16 protein-coding genes and 1 pseudogene are annotated in these 19,383 nt (G+C 37.8%); all 17 read left to right on the top strand.

Annotation, left to right across the window (positions count from 1 at the left end):
* A complete protein-coding gene (locus GSQ84_RS13875) occupies window positions 1–669 on the top strand; it encodes a response regulator (RefSeq protein ID WP_371416370.1) in 669 nt (222 codons plus the stop codon).
* Between the two features lie 171 nt (window positions 670–840).
* A complete protein-coding gene (locus tag GSQ84_RS13870) occupies window positions 841–2,088 on the top strand; it encodes an IS256 family transposase (protein ID WP_158797883.1) in 1,248 nt (415 codons plus the stop codon).
* 125 nt (window positions 2,089–2,213) lie between these two features.
* Entirely contained in the window at window positions 2,214–2,420 is a 207-nt protein-coding gene (locus tag GSQ84_RS13865) for a hypothetical protein (RefSeq protein ID WP_158797882.1), read from the top strand.
* 356 nt (window positions 2,421–2,776) lie between these two features.
* Window positions 2,777–3,010 carry a hypothetical protein gene (locus GSQ84_RS13860; RefSeq protein ID WP_158797881.1) on the top strand — a complete coding sequence of 78 codons (234 nt, stop codon included), beginning with the start codon at window positions 2,777–2,779 and terminating at the stop codon, window positions 3,008–3,010.
* A complete protein-coding gene (gene yidD / locus GSQ84_RS28370; protein WP_158797880.1) occupies window positions 3,010–3,333 on the top strand; it encodes a membrane protein insertion efficiency factor YidD in 324 nt (107 codons plus the stop codon). Before GSQ84_RS13860 ends, yidD begins: the two co-directional genes overlap by 1 nt.
* Window positions 3,334–3,584: 251 nt before the next feature.
* Window positions 3,585–4,685: a type I restriction endonuclease gene (locus GSQ84_RS13850; RefSeq protein WP_158797879.1), complete on the top strand. Its 1,101-nt coding sequence runs from the start codon at window positions 3,585–3,587 to the stop codon at window positions 4,683–4,685.
* Between the two features lie 20 nt (window positions 4,686–4,705).
* Entirely contained in the window at window positions 4,706–6,247 is a 1,542-nt protein-coding gene (locus tag GSQ84_RS13845) for a hypothetical protein (protein WP_158797878.1), read from the top strand.
* Window positions 6,248–6,271: 24 nt separating this feature from the next.
* Entirely contained in the window at window positions 6,272–6,610 is a 339-nt protein-coding gene (locus GSQ84_RS13840; RefSeq protein ID WP_158797877.1) for a hypothetical protein, read from the top strand.
* A 16-nt stretch (window positions 6,611–6,626) separates the two neighbouring features.
* Entirely contained in the window at window positions 6,627–8,270 is a 1,644-nt protein-coding gene (locus tag GSQ84_RS13835; RefSeq protein WP_158797876.1) for a hypothetical protein, read from the top strand.
* Window positions 8,271–8,275: 5 nt separating this feature from the next.
* Window positions 8,276–12,184 (top strand): hypothetical protein, encoded by a 3,909-nt coding sequence (locus tag GSQ84_RS13830; protein WP_158797875.1) that lies wholly within the window; start codon window positions 8,276–8,278, stop codon window positions 12,182–12,184.
* A gap of 4 nt (window positions 12,185–12,188) precedes the next feature.
* Window positions 12,189–13,493 carry a hypothetical protein gene (locus GSQ84_RS13825; protein WP_158797874.1) on the top strand — a complete coding sequence of 435 codons (1,305 nt, stop codon included), beginning with the start codon at window positions 12,189–12,191 and terminating at the stop codon, window positions 13,491–13,493.
* A 22-nt stretch (window positions 13,494–13,515) separates the two neighbouring features.
* A complete protein-coding gene (locus tag GSQ84_RS13820) occupies window positions 13,516–14,082 on the top strand; it encodes a TerD family protein (protein ID WP_158797873.1) in 567 nt (188 codons plus the stop codon).
* An 11-nt stretch (window positions 14,083–14,093) separates the two neighbouring features.
* Complete coding sequence (locus GSQ84_RS13815) at window positions 14,094–14,747, top strand: TerD family protein (RefSeq protein ID WP_158797872.1); 654 nt, start codon at window positions 14,094–14,096, stop codon at window positions 14,745–14,747.
* 13 nt (window positions 14,748–14,760) lie between these two features.
* A complete protein-coding gene (locus GSQ84_RS13810; protein ID WP_158797871.1) occupies window positions 14,761–15,528 on the top strand; it encodes an OmpA family protein in 768 nt (255 codons plus the stop codon).
* Between the two features lie 287 nt (window positions 15,529–15,815).
* Window positions 15,816–16,634 carry a TerC family protein gene (locus GSQ84_RS13805; protein WP_254070863.1) on the top strand — a complete coding sequence of 273 codons (819 nt, stop codon included), beginning with the start codon at window positions 15,816–15,818 and terminating at the stop codon, window positions 16,632–16,634.
* Window positions 16,631–18,265, top strand: a pseudogene (locus GSQ84_RS13800) (DUF6119 family protein). The gene GSQ84_RS13805 and the pseudogene GSQ84_RS13800 overlap by 4 nt, the downstream one beginning before the upstream one ends.
* A 238-nt stretch (window positions 18,266–18,503) precedes the next feature.
* Window positions 18,504–19,361 carry a hypothetical protein gene (locus GSQ84_RS13795; RefSeq protein ID WP_158797869.1) on the top strand — a complete coding sequence of 286 codons (858 nt, stop codon included), beginning with the start codon at window positions 18,504–18,506 and terminating at the stop codon, window positions 19,359–19,361.
* Window positions 19,362–19,383: the final 22 nt, after the last annotated feature.

The following is a 19,383-nucleotide window of genomic DNA, read 5'->3' as shown; positions in this document are numbered from 1 at the left end:
ATGATGTTTAGAAAAGTATTAATTGCTGAAGACCACGAAAGTTCTAACATTTCGGTGCGAATAACCTTGGAAGACCTGGGAATTATTGATACTGATTACGTATTTTACTGTGATGACGCTTTAACCAGGATATTAAAGGCGGTTAAAAATGATGATCCCTATGATTTACTCATTACGGACCTATCTTTTGAAGAAGACCATCAAAAACAAAAAATTTCCGGGGGCATCGAATTAATAAAGGCTTGTAAAAATGTGCAATCTAATTTAAAAGTTATTGTATTCTCTGCTGAAAATAAGCAATCAAAAATTCATTCTCTATTTAAGGACTTGGACATAAACGGATATGTTAGGAAAGCACGGAATGACGCTAAAGATCTAAAAATGGCTGTTGATCGCGTTTATAAAGGAAATAAATACATATCTATTGATCTAAAGCAAGCTGTAAAAGATAAAAACTCGCATGAATTTACCACCTATGATATAACGATCATATCTTTGCTTTCTAAGGGAATACTTCAAAAAGAAATACCATCCTATTTACAAGAAAACAACATTAAGCCCTCTGGTCTAAGCAGTGTCGAGAAACGTTTTAACCTCATCAGGGAGGTATTTGGATTTTCTAATAATGAACAATTGATTGTTTATTGTAAAGACATGGGAATTATTTAGGATCCATTAACTGAAATTCGTTAATCCTGTTGCACATAACAATTATACTGTTTTACACTAATAAAGTTTAAAAATCTTGCACTTTACGGTTTTACGGAGACTGTAAAGTGAACTGTGTCAACTCTAGAATGATAGAGTTAAAATAAGTAATTTAGTACCACTTAGGACACAATGAAAAGTAAAGAACCATTCGATTTTGAGCGCTTCAAACATGAAGCTATGGAAGGCCTTTATCAAGGCAAAAAGATGGGCGGCACCAATGGTGTTTTTGCCCCGATGTTGAAGCATTTGTTGGAATCTATGCTCGAAGGGGAGCTTGATAATCATCTTCAGGAGAGTAAAAGCAGTAGCGAACCCAATCGTCGTAACGGTAAGACAAAGAAAAACGTTCGTAGTCTGCAATCAGGAGAATTTGAATTGGAAAGCACTCGTGATCGCAACGGAACTTTTGAGCCCAAGATCGTTCCTAAACGTCAGTTAATTATCACTGATGAGCTGGAGGATAATGTAATAGCGATGTATGCCCGCGGAATGAGTACTCGTAATATCGCAGATTATGTAAAGGAAATGTATGCGATGGACATCTCAGCAACGGAGATATCTAACATTACTGACCGAATTATCCCTGCAATGAACGAATGGCGCAATCGACCATTGGAAACAGTGTATCCCTTTGTATTTCTTGATTGTATGCATTACAAAGTACGTGATAGCGGTGGTGTTGAGTCCCGTGCGGTATATAATATCCTGGGCGTGAATCGTGATGGAAAAAAAGATTTAATTGGCGTGTATCTTTCAGAAAATGAAGGTGCAAAATTCTGGCTCTCTGTACTCACAGATTTGAAACAGCGTGGTGTAGAAGATATCCTGGTTGCTTGCATCGATGGCTTAAAAGGCTTTCCAGAAGCGGTCCAGGCTGTATTTCCAAAAACACAGATTCAGTTATGCATTGTGCACCAAATCCGTACAAGCCTTCGTTATGTGCCTGAAAAAGATAAAAAAGCAGTAGTTGCTGATCTTAAGCCCATTTATAAGGCTAATAATCAGGAACAAGGCTATGAGAAGTTACTGGAGTTTGAAGATAAATGGGGCAAAAAATATCCGCTATCAGTTAAGGGATGGGTGGATAACTGGACGAATCTTTCAACTTATTTTGAGTATTCTGCGGAAATAAGGAAGGTGATTTACACCACTAATGCCATTGAAGGAATGCACAGGCAGATCCGTAAAATAACGAAAACTAAGGGGGCGTTTACTTCAGATCAGGCACTACTGAAGCTTGTGTATCTTTCCTATAGAGACTTTTCCAAAAAATGGACAATGCCTATGCACAATTGGGGCTTGACAATGTCGCAGCTCTTTATTAAATTCGGTGATCGATTGAAAGCCTTCGGCGACTTCTTCTTAGGTGGAGGCTGAAGGAGCCTCCACCTAAGAAGAAGTGATGTTGACACAGTTCACTTTACACTCCCGTTTTACGTAAAAAATATTTTATGCCTCCATCTACTTTTGACTAGTCTATACTATTAGACCTCAAAAAAAGTATGAAAAAATATTACGTAAACGACCGTGCACAAAACAGTGGTGATCATGAGGTTCATGATGATACCTGTCCTTACTTACATTTGATCGTAAGTAAAACATTTCTAGGCAATTTTTCCTCTTGTTCTGCAGCTGTCAAAGAAGCAAAAAAAACCTATTCTACAGCAGATGGCTGTGCAATTTGCTCACCCACTTGTAATAAGGGGTAATAGAAATTCTGGCATCACACTTTTGAAGTTAAACTCAGAGATGAGTATTGCCTAGAATCAAAAATGTTAGCTCTCCAACAAATGCAGGAATTGTTTCTGAAATCCGCAAATCTCGTGGAAGGGTTACAATTCCGCATTTTCATATCTACATTCTACTTCCTTAATATGATATTGTAAATTTCTAATGGTGGGCCACAAAAGGTGAGAGAGTTCTTTGTTGAAAATAACCCTCTGTCAATCAAGGTTAAAATCTTAATAAATTTCATTGAATATATTTTTTGCTTTACGGTTTCCCGTAAGAAAAGGGTCATCTGTCTCTTTACTTTTGAAGTGTTGAACAATTAAAAATCAATAAAATGGAATATAAAGTAGTACCATTCGTCGCGGTTATAAACCAACAAAAAGAAACAACAAAAGTGGTCGCAGATCAACTAGAACAGTTAATCCAAAAATTTCATGCTGAAGGTTGGGAATACTTAAGGTTAGAAAGTGTTTCGACTTATGTGCAACCAGAGTCTGGATGTTTTGGGGGTGGAACACCAGGTCGTATGACTGCACATCAAATGGTAGTTTTTACTAAAGACTATTAATGAAAATACTTCTGCTGCTGTTCATAAGGATCTATTGGGCAACAGTTCCTAAGGGCAAGAGACGCAAATGCATATTCAGGACAAGTTGCTCTCAATATGTTTATCAGGCTACTAGAAAGGAAGGGTTTAACAGTGGGTTAGCAGCATTAAAATATAGATACTTAAACTGCAGGGGTGACTTTCACATTTTTGAAGATCCGATTAAAAGAAGCAAAATTATGATTCTTCCAAATGGCCAGGGGGTTACAGAAGATCAGATAGCAGAAAGATTGATTACAAGACAACTCTTCGATAACAGTACTGAATTAAATCACTGTCTATGAAAATACTTTTACTACTAACATTTATCTCCTTACATCACATTGCAGGCAATAAGCCAACCATGATTTATATCTGTGGCAGTCATTACGCCAAAAAGTACCATCAAACGCCTAATTGCCGGGGCTTAAGTAACTGCCAGTTTAAAATTATCAAAATAACCTTAACCGCAGCTAAAAGCAAGGGAATGACCTTATGTCGATGGGAACAATAATCATATTCAATATATAATTATCAATTAATAAATCATATTCAGATGGATTTTAAAGACCAGATTGCACAGTTAGCCTCTCGCGTGGAGAAGATGCTGCCGCAGATACAAACAGAAGAAGCTACAAAAAATGCCTTGGTGATGCCATTTATTCAGATCATGGGTTATGATGTGTTTAATCCTTTTGAGGTAAACCCTGAATTTATTGCTGATTTAGGTATTAAAAAAGGAGAGAAGGTTGATTATGCTATTATGAAGGATGGTGAACCAACAATCCTGATCGAATGTAAACACCACCTGGAGAATTTGGATCCGCATAATTCTCAACTGTTCAGATATTTTCATACCACCAGTGCTAAATTCGGTTTGCTAACTAATGGTTTGGTATATCGCTTTTACACTGATCTGGTGGAGAAAAACAAAATGGATAGCACTCCATTCTTTGAATTCAAATTAACTGAAGTTAAGGAAGCTGAAATCTCAGAATTAAAGAAGTTCCACAAATCATACTTTGACGTAGAGAATATTACGAATACTGCGAGTGAGTTAAAATACCTGAACGAACTAAAAGGTCTGCTTCATAAGGAGATAGCCGACCCTTCGGATAGCTTTATCACTTTTTTTACTAAACAGGTGTATCCGAAGGTGATTACTGCTAAGGTCAAAGAACAATTTACACCAATTATAAAACGATCATTCAATCAGCTCATCAGTGATGCGATTAATGAACGTTTGAAATCTGCTCTTAATCAGGAAAAAGATAAAGATGCTGCAGAGGCGGTTAAAATTGAAGAGCTTATTATCGCTGAGCCGGCTTCCGGAATTATAACAACAGAGGAGGAGATAGAGGGGTTTTTTATTGTGAAATCAATTCTTAGAGAAACAACCGACCCTAAAAGGATTACTTACCGGGATGCACTTTCCTATTTCTCTATCCTGCTGGACAATAATAACCGCAAAACCATTTGCCGCTTATATATGAATGCTAAAAAATATTTGGCAGTGCTCGACGAGAATAAAAAAGAAATTAAATACGAAATACATTCTCTGGATGACTTATACCAGCATTCAGGCATTTTAAATGAAGTCGTCCTAAGATTAGAAAGTGCTAAAACTCTTGATCAAAACCATTCCATAGTTAAATAACAGATCTTAAATTATATTTTATGAAAATAGGTAGAGCCCTGGGCATTTTCAGGATCGCAGGAATATTTGCGCTATTCACGTTAGTACTTTCTTGTGATAGCTGTACTCACCCTACAGATGATCCATTCGCAGATGCGAAATTTAACCCTTATGATGAAGCAGTAGGTAAACGCATTGAAGCTTATAACGCTATCATTGCCCCAAATAATGCCAATTCAAAAAGCGGAAATCCCGCCTTATATATCGATTTCTCTTCCGGTATCAATAAAGCATTTGCTGATCCTCGTATCAAATCAATGATGACCGACTGTTTCAATACTGTTTTAGCCCAAAAGTTTGATGTTTACAAACTAGGTTCCAATAAAATTACCCCATTAAATGTAAATAACACTACTGAATTAGGCCAGCAAGTCAGTAATGCTTCAGAGTATGCTGATATATGGGCTCCCATCCAGTCCGCGGTTGAAAAAATAGTAGATGGTCATAACGATGCCTTATTGATCACCGACTTTGAAGAATGGCAACAAAACAGCGAGGTTATCAATACAGCTTTTCTAAAAATACCTTTTTCAAAATGGCTTTCAAAAGGAAACACAATACACTTCTTTATTGCTGACTATAAAGAAGGTAAAGTTGATAAGCACATCTATTTCACGGTTTTTAATTGTGGCCGCCCAATTGAATCAAGTATGATCTCAAAGCTGGAATCTAAACTTGGGCCATTGACAATCAGATTCGATCTCTCTACTCAATCGTATAAACTTTACACAGGATATGCAAGTGAGAAATCCGGGGGTATATTTTACGACGCCAGTGGTACATCAGATAAAGCAAAGAATGTGCTGGATCTGAAAGATAGCTACGTCAACGGACTTAAAAATGGAAATCCATTTGAATTTTATCCTCTAGGAGTTGATTGGAAGACCATAGATCAGCTTCATACCACATACTCCAGTCAGGGTCAATTTAATGACTTTTTTAGAAAGTTGTACATAGATCTGAGCAATGATGATAGTTACATATTTGGAGATTTTATTGTTAAAGTTTCTGATGTCACCTCAGATTTTGACAAATTTTCCAAATCGGAGGAGGCAAAAAAGCATCAGCCTAAATTAACTAAGGGAAATAATGGTGAAGCTAAGTTAGCTGTAGGTCAAATAGATCCAATTGCATTATCGTGTTATCAAAACAATGGAAAATTAAAAGACGAGTGGATCTATAAACCAGAAGCCGGAGTTTCCTTAAATGAAGTTTTTATCTTAAATAAATCCCTCTTTACAAATACTAAGGCCTCAGAAAATAAAAAGGTAGAATTTGGTGTGGCTTTCGATCCAAAGTTCAATCTTAAAAATATTAAAAATCCTGAAGGACTGGTTAAAGTTGATATCCTGTTAAATACAGCTAAGCCCAACCTTACGAATGCAAAACTCTCCAAGTTCCAATGGATCAACTCGGAGAACATTCCAAACATCGCCTTATCAGAATCTATCAAAAATACCTTGCAAGAGCTTAAACCAGCAAATAAGGTGATCTATTCTTACTATATCAAAACTCAGCAATAATCTTTAACACTCATCATTCATCAAATGGAATCTACATCTGCTTACATCATTGCGCTCATCACTGCTTTACTTTTTCTACTGTTATCGGCTATCCTAGCAAATGCTATAAAGTTCGAAGGTGGCAGTGCCCCTAAAGATCCGCAATTACGGAGAAACTGGTTTTGGACTTTAGCCCTGCTAAATCCAGCAGTGGCCTTCCTGTTAGGTTATTTCGTTTTCAGGCCAGATGCAAACATCATGGTATTAAATAATTATAAAATTGCTCTGAATATAGGAACCGCTATTGGATTTGTCTTATATATCCTATTGGGCTTTATACTGAGCAAGATATTTGCCAACGGAAAAATCGGTCACTGGTTTTAAACCCTCAAATAGAATCATGGATAAATTATTTGTCATCGCTATAGGCGGTACGGGAATGCGCTGTTTAGAATCTTTTGTTCACTTAAGTGCAGCTGGATTATTTGATAATCAGGAAATAGAAGTATTGACACTGGATACGGATCAGAATAACGGAAACAAGGGCAGGGTTGAAGAGTTGATCAATTTATATAACCGAATTAAAACATCGGGTTCAACAGAAGGAGGAACACCTAATGCAAATACATTCTTTTCAGCAAAACTTAATTTGCACAGGTTTTGGACTAACTATTCGGGGCCGGGTAGAGAGACTTATAAGAACATCACCAAAATTTCAACGGGTACCCCTGATCAGCAGAAAGCTAATAAATTGATCTCTGATTTATTCCTTGATACTGCTTCTGTACAGGAATTTGCTTTAGAACACGGCTATCGTGCGCAAACACACCTGGGTTCCATGTTAATGTATCACGGGATTGTTGAAGCTGCAAGGAATATACTAAAAGGATCTGCTGTACAATCTCAGGAACGTGAGCTGGATACTTTTATCGGCAAACTGGAAAAAGCAGGCGCCAACGCCAGGGTCTTTATTTTTGGATCCATATTCGGTGGAACCGGAGCTTCTTCTATACCTGTTATTCCTAAAGCACTGCAGGATTTTGTGAAAATTCGTTCTGGTGGAAGTGCCAGTATAGATTTTTCTAAAGCAAAATTTGGCTCTACATTGCTTACTGAATACTTCACCTTTAACAAACCAGACGACAAGCAAAAGTCTGGCAAAGCCAATAGTGTTATTGCAGATTCATCATTTTTTCCATTAAATAGCCAGGCTGCGCTGCAATTTTACCAGAGTGATCCCACTGTGCAGAAGTGTTATAAATTATTGTACCACATTGGTTGGCCCATAGAAAGTAAAAAGATTGATAACAATAGTGCCTCCAATCAAACCGTAACTGGTGGGAGTGAACAAAAGAATCCTTGCCATATCACAGAGTTGTTATGTGCCTGCGCAGCTTATGACTTTTTTACCAGAAATAGTGGTTTTGATAGTTCAAAAGCTGATTATTTGTATAAAGCGGTAGAATTTAAAGATAACTCATTCAACTTTTCCTTCGATGATTTTGTAGGTAAAGACAATAAAGCCGGAGAAATATTTGTCAATAAACTAGGCGCATTCTTCTCTTTAGCCCATATCTCTTTAACAAAAAATGGGGGTGCCTTTAATGATGCTGGCATCAAAGGTTTTATTACACAATGTGAGAATCAGAAACTGCTCCAATACAGTACCATAACAGATGCCGATTGTAAAGATATCAATGAATACTTTAAGCTATTTGCCTATACTTTTAAAGACGCCAAATTCACCCCTGGATGGCTGTATCAGATAAGGGGTTCCATAGCGCCGGGTAAATTCTTATTTGATAGCAAGGCATTTCCAGATAATCAGGCTGAGCTGAAGAAATTGGATGTAGGGACAATCTTTCTGGATGAAAAACATCATTGGTCAAAAGGAGGGTTTTTCGGTGACCGATACGACACTTTTGTGGCGAAACTTATCAATAGTGGTCCAAAGGATGAGCAGAAAGTAAATACCACCAAAGAGAAATTCCTTGCTCACATTTTTAATGCGCTTACCATTTCACAAAACTTCGATATAAACTAAAGGACATGTCAGATAAAAGAATAAAGGCACTGGCGATAAAAGTTCATCCCAAAACTGAACCTAATGGTGTTGAATTTGCCTGGGACAAGATCCCTCAATTAGAAGTTTTTACTAAAAATATAATCATACCTGAAATAGCAGTCGACAGAGAGGGAAACTCTTCTGTTAACATTGGAACCATCGTTTCTGGTATACCTTCAGTATTTGCGAGGGCCAACTTATTCAAAAGTGCTTTAGATAATATCCAGGATAAGGATTCAGAGGCTGCCGGACTGATGCTTTTTTATAAATCGCTGATTAGTGAGTGGAAGGGTTTTATCAGCTGTATCGCCTTGAATTATAAGGATATTGAGGTCAATAGAATTCATTTAGCCTATTCCGACGGACAGCAGCTGATCAATACTTCCAATATCTACGAACCGGTAGGTGCCTTTGGAAATATGCTGTTTGAGCGCCAGCCTTTATGGTGTGATCAATCGCTCGCAACCAATGCAGGTAAAGTTCCGTTTATTGACGTGATCTCTTTTAAGGGGAATGTTGTAGGCGGAACATCACCAGATAGTTTCCTGTTTACTTCTGTAGCGTATCAGGTAAAAGACAACTTACCATTCGTCAATGTACAAAACGGTAAGTTTATTGATCCCTTGCAATCGCCATTAACTTCGCAGGAACTATCCACACTATACGGTTATGCGCAGCATATCCTTAAAAATATAGAACTGTTCAGAACAAATTATGCTGGGTTAGAAGAACTGATCAGACCAGAATACGGCAATCTATCTTCCAGTATCCGGGAATGGATTGATGAGATGATAACCTATCAGCAAAAGAAAGGTTATCCAAAATTAGATCAGCAGGCACCTCCTGAAGTGGGTTCTTTGTTTAATTATCCGTTCAGTATCCTGTTTAACTACTCTACCGAATTATATGGCTCGGAAGGTATCATCTATAATGAACCAAAAGAAGGTCGTATCATCTTTGATCCTAAAGATCTGCTCTTGCCAGATACAACAGAGATCGCCCAGATAGACTTTGGTAAAGAAGGGATGGAAACCAGAAATTACCTCCAAACTAAACCCATACTTTTATTAGCAGCAGAAACTAAAGGTGAGCGAAATACCTATGCTTATTTTACCTTACCATTAACACCGTTGGCCCTAAATGTTTTTGGCGCTACGCTGGATGCATTGGTCGGCATTTCAGATGCTTCCAATGTGAATTCAAGGATTACTGCTATTTATGACCCAAATGATAAGGATGGCGAGCGCCTTACTGTCAATCTCAAATTATATACAGAAAGTGGAAATGAAATTATTAAAGAAGTCATATATAATGTAATTGCTTTGCCCATAGGTGGGAAAGACATTTTAATGTGGCCCAACTTCATTTCCAAACAATGGAACCGGTATTTTTTATATTCAGAAATTCCGCATAATGATGCAAAGTTTCAGGCCACTCCGTTTATAGGTAATATCGACGACGATTTTTTCCGGATTGTGCTCGATGAAAAAGGGGTTCCACTGTATTTGGCCAGCAATGGCCGGTCGGCTACTATTCCTGAAAAAAATGGTGCTATTAAAACAGAACTGCACATCACATCAAATAATGCTGTAGCTGACAACAAATACAAATACGAGATTTACGAAAGCAACAGGCCATTCAAGGGCGTAAAATTTGCCCATGCGGGTATTGATTGCGGATTTGGGATCATTCGTTATGATGGATCAGGAAATACACAATTCTTACCGGTCAATATGCTCAATTCTCCAAAAACACTGTCAAAAGCCTATTTGGGTGTAGACTTTGGAAGCACAAACACTTCTATTGCTTATTTTTCCGACCATAAAAATGAAGTATGTGAAAGTTTAAAATTAACTAATAAAAGGGTTTCGCTGCTTTCCACTGATGTCAAGGACAATGATAAACGCCCGGCTGTGGAAGATGAGATTTTCTTTTTCCAAAATGATGAAATCCTTACGAATGCAATTAAGTCGGTTTTAACTATTCATGACTCCAGAAGGCTAGTCAATGATGGTAAAATTCAGAACGATTCCTTGATGGCGCAAGCGGTTAAAGGTGGGTTTCCTTGTTTTGAAAAGAATCTGCCGATTGAAACGGCAGAAGACAACCGCTATATTCTGAGTTACAATAGAGTTGGCAGGGCAGAGCTGGTATATAACATGAAGTGGTCAACCCAATCAATTGACAAGAGTTATAAAACTGCTTATTTAAGCTCTTTATTATTACATGTTTATGCACAGTTATTTATTGAGGGCCACGAGCCTCACACCTTAAAATGGTCTTATCCATCATCAATGGGTAAAGAATTGTTAAACGAATACAGGGGTATATGGGATTCTTTGAGAGAGATTTCTCCGATTGTTGGCAATGTCAAGTTGAAACCCTACCCGCCATCAGATCTCTCAGATATTGGTGATACCTCGGGTAATAGTACATGGAATACACCGGCTGCTGATTCTGGTTGGGGCAGTGGTGTGACTGATCCGCCAGCATCAGCCTCAAGCTGGGGGTCAGCTGGAAACAGCGCTAACGGCTGGAGTTCGGTAACTAATGCTGCAGCTGCCGGTGGTGGCTGGGGTGATGAACCTGTTAAAGCTTCTGGTGTTGTTAATATAACTACAGAAACAGGACCGGTACGCTTCGATTTCAAAAAATTAAGTAATGAAGAGTCACTCTCTGAAGCCTGTGCTGTAGCAAATTACCTGGTCAGGCCAAATGGAGGTTATTCTATTAATCCTGAAGAACTGGTTCTATGTTTTGATATTGGTGGAAGTACAACTGATATTACGGCATTGTGCCAGATGGAGAATGGAAAAGCCATGATCAAGCAAAACTCTATTCATTTTGCTGCAGAAAGGGTAGCTCAGGCCACTAAGTTCTCTCCAAACTTTAAGAACGTTTTGCTGAGAATGTGTGAGAGAAAAAATATCTTCATTGAAGGATTGAATCATGGTGCCAATAAATTCTCTGAAAATACTGCCCCATATTATTTTGAACAGGTTGTAGATCGTCTGGAAGCTGCAGATTTTGAAACTTTTTATCTCTTGATAGCCGCAGAATGTAAAGAGATGATGAGTGTAAATTTATACGTTACAGGGCTCATCATGTATTATGCCGGTCAGCTGGCTTATAAATTAAGAACTGAGATTGTAAAGTCTGAGGATGCGCCGGTGCATGTTAAAGCCCTTCCTCCCAAAATCAAGATTGCTTTTGCGGGCAAAGGGTCAAGGATTTTCGACTGGTTTACAGCGGTGAATCCAACAGCAGCTGATGATTACTATACCCAGATGTTTATCAGGGGAATGGGCGGGGAAGCAATAGCGAAGCAGACTATTAAACCGTTTCAAACCAATCCCTTAAAAATAATTGATATCAATTCGCAGCGTGGAGTCAACAATGCTGATGTTAAATATGAAGTGTCCAAAGGCCTGGCTATTCCAACAAATATCACCAGTATACTGGTTCCTGCCAATAAACAGGCTATTGAGATCCTGGGAGAAGACAATTTTTGCGTGGTTACCCCTGCCGGGGAATTCAAATATCTGGAATCCACTAACTCTATCACTCCGGAAATGTTAGAACATATAGGTAATCACTTTATCTATTTGCCTCAGGAGGGAAAACCGCTTTGTCCAAGATTTATGGATTTTGCCGATTTATTCTACAAAGTTTCTTCCAGCATGTTTGGCTTAAAAATGAGTCCTGCAGATTTTATGGCTGGCTTTCAGGATATGAATATGGAAAATTATATCAAAGGAGAGCCTGCTTTTATCAAAGCACAAAAGCGGAAGCATGATGATCAGAAAGAGTTTGATTATGTGGCCCCAATCATCATTTTAGAAGGCATGAAATTCTTCGAAAAACATCTGCTTAAAGGAATTCAAAAACAATAGGATCATGAAATTCTGTGTATTGGTAAAAATATCTAAACGTTCAGTTTCTTTCTGGTACCAGTCAGATAGTAACGCCTATGCGCCATTAAAGATGAGGGAATCGAATGAAATTCCCTTGTACTTCTATGTGAATGGTAACGACTTTATTTTTGGTAATGCTGCCAGAGAACGGTTCTACCGTCATGATCCTAATGCCTATGGTAACTACTTTGAAATTATTAAGGATCCAGGCATGCATTTCACCATCTATGGTAATAAAAAGCCGGTTAAGCAGCTTTTTTATTATGGAATTGAGCAGTATTTATCTCATTTTCTCAATACCATTTTATATAAAGCAGACTCCATCGAATCCTACAGGCAGCATTTTCCATTACGTTTTTTATTTGACACCGATATAGAAGATAATGAAAAATCATTGATAGAAAACCTGTTTAAAGAAGCCGGTTATTTTAACCTGGACCGGATTCATTTTAATAACCTATTGTTTGAAGTATTGGCTCAAAAAGGAGTTTTTGGAAGAGATAAAGCAATTCTGTTATTGAGTGGTATTGATGATGTATTATATCTGCAACTCTATCAAGGTATCAATGCTGACCTGATAGGTTCTTTTAAACTGGACGGGCAGGGAGCAGATCCGAGAGTAAAGATTTTAGCAGATATGATCATTGAATACATCATTCTTCAAAACTCCTATTTATCAATAGATAAAGGTACCGAGGTTGCAGCGTTACTTCCTTTCTGCGCAAATCTGTTAGAAAATATCAATCCTATTATAAAAGGCGATGCTGAGCTATCTGATGGAAATTGCTACTGGTTTAAAGTAAATGAAAGGAATCTCAATGACAGACTGAACTACTATTCTAATGACAGTATAATTTATTCTGCGATAGATGATTTATTGAAATCCAGTGGATTACAGGGAGAGGATGTAGTTGTTTTATTGGGTACCGGGGAGATCAGTACTCCTTATTTTTCCAATAAACTACTAAAGAGATATCACTACGTGAAAGAAGTAAAAGCCCTGGATAATAAAGATACTATGCAAGCTGTTTTTGCAGAAATCTCCGGTTCCAATTATAGCGTTAAAGTGAGGGAGACTTTTACACCGCCAGTATTGCCTGGAACTTCAGTATCCCCAAGGCCACCGCTTCCGCCACCAAAGATGCCCCCTCCATTGCCGCCAAAAAAAGAGGTAAATGTAAGCCAACGGCCTATTCCTATTCCAAAATTGCCTCAAGTAAAACCGTCAGGCACAATAAAAGTAAATACAGTAAAGGTTCCCCCGCTTCCCCCTAAAAAGGGGAATTAGCAAGATTAAATCATAAAATACAATGGCTATACAATTAGAAAAGAAAAAACCGATCTCCATCAGTAAGCAACAACCGGGGCTCCACAAAATCGTAGCTGGTTTAGGCTGGGATCCGGCTATCATTAATGGTTATCCCGTAGACCTGGATCTATCCTTATTTATGTTAGGCGAAAATGGTAAGCTGGTTGCAGATGAGTACTTCATTTTTTATAATAATTCAGCAAGTCCGGATGGTTCTACAGACTATCCTGGTGATAGCAGAGGTGGTGAAGGTGAGGGAGATGATGAAGTGATTAACATCGACTTGTCTAAAATAGATCCAAAAGTTGAGTTCCTGTATTTTGCAGTGACAATTGATCAATGCGAAGAGCGGGGGCATCATTTCGGGCACGTCCAGAACTCTTATATCAATATCAGAAATGCTGCGGACAATTCCATTCTGTGCCAATATCAGTTAAAGGACAACTTTACCAACGAAGATTCTTTGATTATAGCCGCTATTTCAAGAAATGGAGGGGATTGGAATGTAGAAGCACTTGGGCAAGCATTTTCCGGAGGATTAAATACACTAGTAGAATTATATCAATAAAACATATCAATATGAGCAGTTTTAATTTAAGTAAAGGGGATAGATTTTCCCTTTCCAAGGCGGCACCCGGACTATCAATTGTAAAAATTGGAATGGGATGGGATCCTAATGACGAACCAGGTGGGCCAGAATTTGATCTGGATGTGTCTGCTTTCTCTATAGGAAGCGATTTCAAAATCCCTTCAGATTCTTACTTCACTTTTTACGGTCAGCTCCGTATGGGTAATAAAATTGAAGATAAACTAGAAAAAGGCCTTTTCAGGCCATTGACAGAGGACGGGGCGATCATTGGTGCAATTGATGATCCTGACGGAACCAGAAGTGATGGCGATGATGATGAAGATATGTTTATTGATCTAACGAAGGTTAGTCAGAAGATTGAACAGATCATTATCTGCTGTACCGTCTGTAAGTATCCACATGACAATAAGAAAGACCGCAGGACATTAGATCTCCACTTTGGACAAGTGAATGATTGTTACATCCGGATTGTCAATGAAAGTACCGGAGAAGAAATTACCCGCTATGATTTGAAAGATCAGTACACCAACGAAGATGCTGTTGAATTTGGTCGTTTATTCCGTGTTGGTGATACCTGGGAATTTGAGGCCATGGGCAGAGCTCATACCGGCAGTTTGCAAACATTAGTAGATATGTACACTTAATCCAGTTGAAATTATGGCATTTGATTTAAATAAAAACGATGGGTCTGTACCAGACTCAACGAGTAAAATACCCACTAAATCTAAATTTGATCTATCAAAAGGTGATGTAACTAATGCAATGGTATCAGGGCAATCTACGAAATCAAAGATGTGGATCGTCGGATTAGTTGGGATCTTAGTTGTAGGAGGAGGGATCTGGTATTATTCATCTCTTCCAAAAACAGAAAATACGGGTGAAGGTGCATTATCTGCTACCACTACTGTTGATTCCAGTACTAAAATTGCTGATAGCAGCAATAAAAATATAGAAGCTAAGGCTGTACCAGCCGATACAGCAGTTAAAACTGCCTCTGTCAAGCCCATTGTTACAGAAACTCCTGTAGCTAAAAATACGGCTGTTACACCTGTAAAAACAGTATCTGATATTCCTGATGTTTTCAGGACGGGGTTAAATCATAAAATACCAGTTACGTTTAACCAGGGTGCTTCTTCTTTTAAAAAGGTAGATCAATCATTGGTCAGAAGAATCATTTCTTATCTGACTGAAAACCCTGCTGCATCAATTCATATAAATGGTTATGCAAGTAGTGATGGTTCTCTTGAGATCAATCAGACCATCTCTCAGGCAAGAGCAGATGCCTTTAAGAAATACCTCGTTACTAAAGCTATTGCGGAGAGCAGGGTAGTAGCAACCGGAAAAGGAATTGAGGATCCTATTGCATCAAATGAAACCAATGCTGGCAGAAAAAAGAACAGAAGGGTGGAAATTACGCTTCCGTAAATTAATTGAAAGATACTCCTTGTGGCAAAGAGAAGAACTCAGAAAACTAAGACTGGTCAAACAGGTATCAAACAAGTTTTAATTTCATTAGGAATACTATTTAGCGCAATCTTTTTTTTAACAAAGGTGATTACAGGCAGTATAGGCTGGTTCGAGGTTTTTGCACCTGTCATCGTTGCTTTTTTTATTATTTTCTTAATAACCGCGTTGAAGGCAATTCTTAGAAAAATTTAGCTAATCACTAAACGTCTAAATTGAATATAGATCAGCAAATTAAATAATTATACATGATGGATTTTTTACATAATATTCTTGGAAATGATATCCAGGCTGGGCTACTAATCATTTTAAATTTAATTGTTATAGAAAGTTTGCTATCAGTAGATAATGCCGCTGTCTTGGCTACTATGGTGATGGATCTTCCAAAAGATCAAAGAAGTAAAGCATTGAAGTATGGTATTATTGGGGCATATGTGTTTCGTGGTATTTGCTTATTTCTGGCAGCATGGCTGGTTAAGATCTGGTGGCTAAAGCCCATAGGTGGGTTCTATCTCTTATACCTGACTTTTGATTACTTCATGAAGAAGAATTCAAAGAAAGAAGATGGAGAAGACGAAATTGACAAAAGCAAGAACCGGCTTTATAAGTCTACTGTAGGCTTAGTCGGAACATTTTGGGCAACTGTCGCACTAGTGGAGGTTATGGATTTGGCTTTTTCTATTGATAATGTTTTTGCCGCGGTAGCCTTTACCGATCATATCTGGCTCATTTACATTGGCGTTTTTATTGGAATTCTTGCCATGAGATTTGTTGCACAGGCATTTGTGAAATTAATGGAGAAGTTTAGTTTTCTGGAAACTGTTGCATTCATTGTAATCGGAGTGCTGGGAATTAAACTCATCTCTTCTTTTTTTACTCATTATGCTCCAAAATCACAAATTTCCCAGCTAATCGAAGGAGAGAAGACAGATATGTTCGTATCAATTTTTACGGTAGCTGTGTTTGTTGTTCCTGTGATTACTTCATTGGTTTTTAATTATCCGAAAAGGAAGGTGGTCGAGTTAAATGTTTCCAAACCTGGAAATGAGGTATTAGACAGAGTATGAAGAAATATGATCAATTATTCACAACTATAAAAAAAAGCATAATGAGCGCTATCAAACCAACAATCTATCTCATCAAAGAATATATAAAAGACCCTAGACAGCTATTTAAGAAGGGTACAAGGCTGCATTATGAAGAAAAAGGAGATTTTTGGCTTTATTATATTGATTGTAAAAAAAATACGCCTGATTGGGCCAATTATCTAAATGAAAACTTTAACGTTAATACTAAGCCTTTTAATAATTCTTCATCGCAAGCTGTAATCGTAGTAAAAGTTGAAGGAAGATTTATGGCAATACCTCTAGGTTCTGGAATTCATTTGATGGATATGCCGAAGATCGAGTATAACTTTGGTCTTCGGACGGCACTAAATTGTATTCCTAAGGAAGAAATCAGACAAATAGATACTACAACTCCCGAAACCAACTCACAAAAAACAAAAAAGCAAGCGGTCGTTGGCTCGACTCCGGAAGAATTCGGGATCAATAAGCAAAAGGATATTTTGAGGGGGATTACGGGCAAGCTTCCTAAAGGTCATATTTTAGGAGAATCTATGGATGGTAAAGATAGTTTGCGGCTGATAAAGGGAGTTGAAGGTCTTGAGAAGCTTAAGAGTTTGTGCAAAGAAGCGATTAAATATTATTTATCAAATGGATATAAAAAGGATTATCCATGGATAGACAATATTGCTATGGTTCGCGATAAATCTCTGGTTGAGGCATTAACAAAGCACCTTGTCAAAAATCTTAAGCAAGCTAAATTCGAAAATATGTTTTTTTCCCCTCCGGTTTATTATGAATTAATTTTTGAATATAATGGATTTGTCTTTTCTTCAGGTGATCGCGCTCGTTTGAACAAAAAGGAGGCTTTTAATATGCCTGACATGCTCGACTGGAAAAAATCAATTGGTGAGGCGAGAAAAGAAATTAAAGAAGAAAATATAGACAGCTTTAAAGTTAATTTGTTAAATGAAGAAAATGGGAAAAATCAATCCTGGCCCCTCCAACGGTGCCTCGCCTGGGAAACTGAATTCAACGATCACAAATATATCCTATCTGAAGGCAGCTGGTATGTTGTAGATCCTAGCTTTTTTGCTAAAGTCAATAAATTTTACTTAGATAGAGTTTTGGAGCACCATAATTTCCCTACACCTTCTAAAAGTAAAATCATGGAAAGCGACTATAATGCAGAGATCTGCAAAAAGAGGAATAGGTTACTTTTTGACCTTGGTCACGCAAGTTCAAAATCTAAATCTATTGGCATTGACCATAACGAGGTTTGTGATGTCTATGATATTTCTGCTAAGACATTTATCCATGTAAAAATGGGCAAAAGTTCACCAGCTTTGAGCCAATTGTTTCGCCAAGGTGCTTTCAGTGGACAGATCCTGAAACAGGATGATGCAATATGCAAACAGTTTATCAAGCACCTAAAAGATTATGGATGTACAAATAAAGTTATATCCGAGCCTTATACTCCAGCAGAATAGAATATCATTTTTGCACTTGTTATTGGTAAAAAACAAAAAAAAGATATACCTTTTTTCAGTAAGGTAACCTTTAGGGACACCGTTGAGAATATCTTAGGTCTAATGGGCTACGATTGTAAAATTGCTTTTATTGTTAGTCCATAGCTTTATGATGACATAATGTGCTGTACTTCAGAGGATAGTGTTTAGTTTGAATTATGTTTTTTTGTAAAAAAATGTTTTGCGATTATCGACTATATGTGTGAGATTTATTAGATAAATTGCGTATCTGTTATTATAACTGAAAGATTAAATTAAACAATAATTAAATGAGTTGCAGACCTGAAAAAATAATTTAAATAGTAATTGGCGTGAAAGACAAAGTATTAAGTACGAACCAGAATTGAATAAAGACTTTAAAGCGTTTGCCCTTCATTATGGAACAGCGGTATTAGCCACCAGAGCGCGCAAGCCAAAGGACAAAGCATTGGTTGAAAACGCTGTGAGACTTGTGTATCAACGTATCTGCTTTACCCTGAAAGACAGGGTATTCTTTGATCTCCATTCCTTAAATCAAGCTATCTCTCCCTTGCTTGACCTTTATAATGAGCGAATGTATCAACAAAGGCAAACCAGCCGGAAACAGTTATTCCTGGATCAGGAAAAGCCTTTATTATCGCCACTACCCATCCAACCTTATGAATTACTTACATATAAGCACACTATGGTTCAAAAGAATTACCATGTCTTTATCAGTGAGGATAAGCATTATTACAGTGTGCCGCATCAGTATATTGGCAGAAAAGTGGAAATACGTTACAGCGAAACACTGGTGGAGGTCTATTCCTACAGTTCAAGAATAGCCTGTCACTTCAGGAACAGGACGGCAGCTGCTTTCAGCACTCATGATAACCATATGCCGGAAAATCATCAGATAATGAAGGATTGGAATATGGCCTCTTTTCTCTCCTGGGCAGAATCCAAAGACCCGGTAATCTATCAATATATTGAGAAAGTCTTTGTACAACGTTCCCATCCCGAACAAGCTTGCAGATCCTGTGGAGGAATCCAGCGGCTAGGGAAAATATATGGCACTGAAAGGCTAAAATCTGCTTGTTTACGCGCAATCAGCTTTGAACAATACGGCTATAAGATTCTGGAATCTATCCTAAGGCAGAACCTTGATCAGCAGCATCTACAACAAGATGAATTGCAGCTGCCGCTGCATGAGAACCTACGGGGCTCTGCTTATTATCGTTAAAAACAATAAGAACAAATATGAA

The organism is Pedobacter sp. L105, from assembly GCF_009765875.1.
GTDB lineage: Bacteria > Bacteroidota > Bacteroidia > Sphingobacteriales > Sphingobacteriaceae > Pedobacter.
This window is presented reverse-complemented; position numbering and strand designations above follow the sequence as displayed.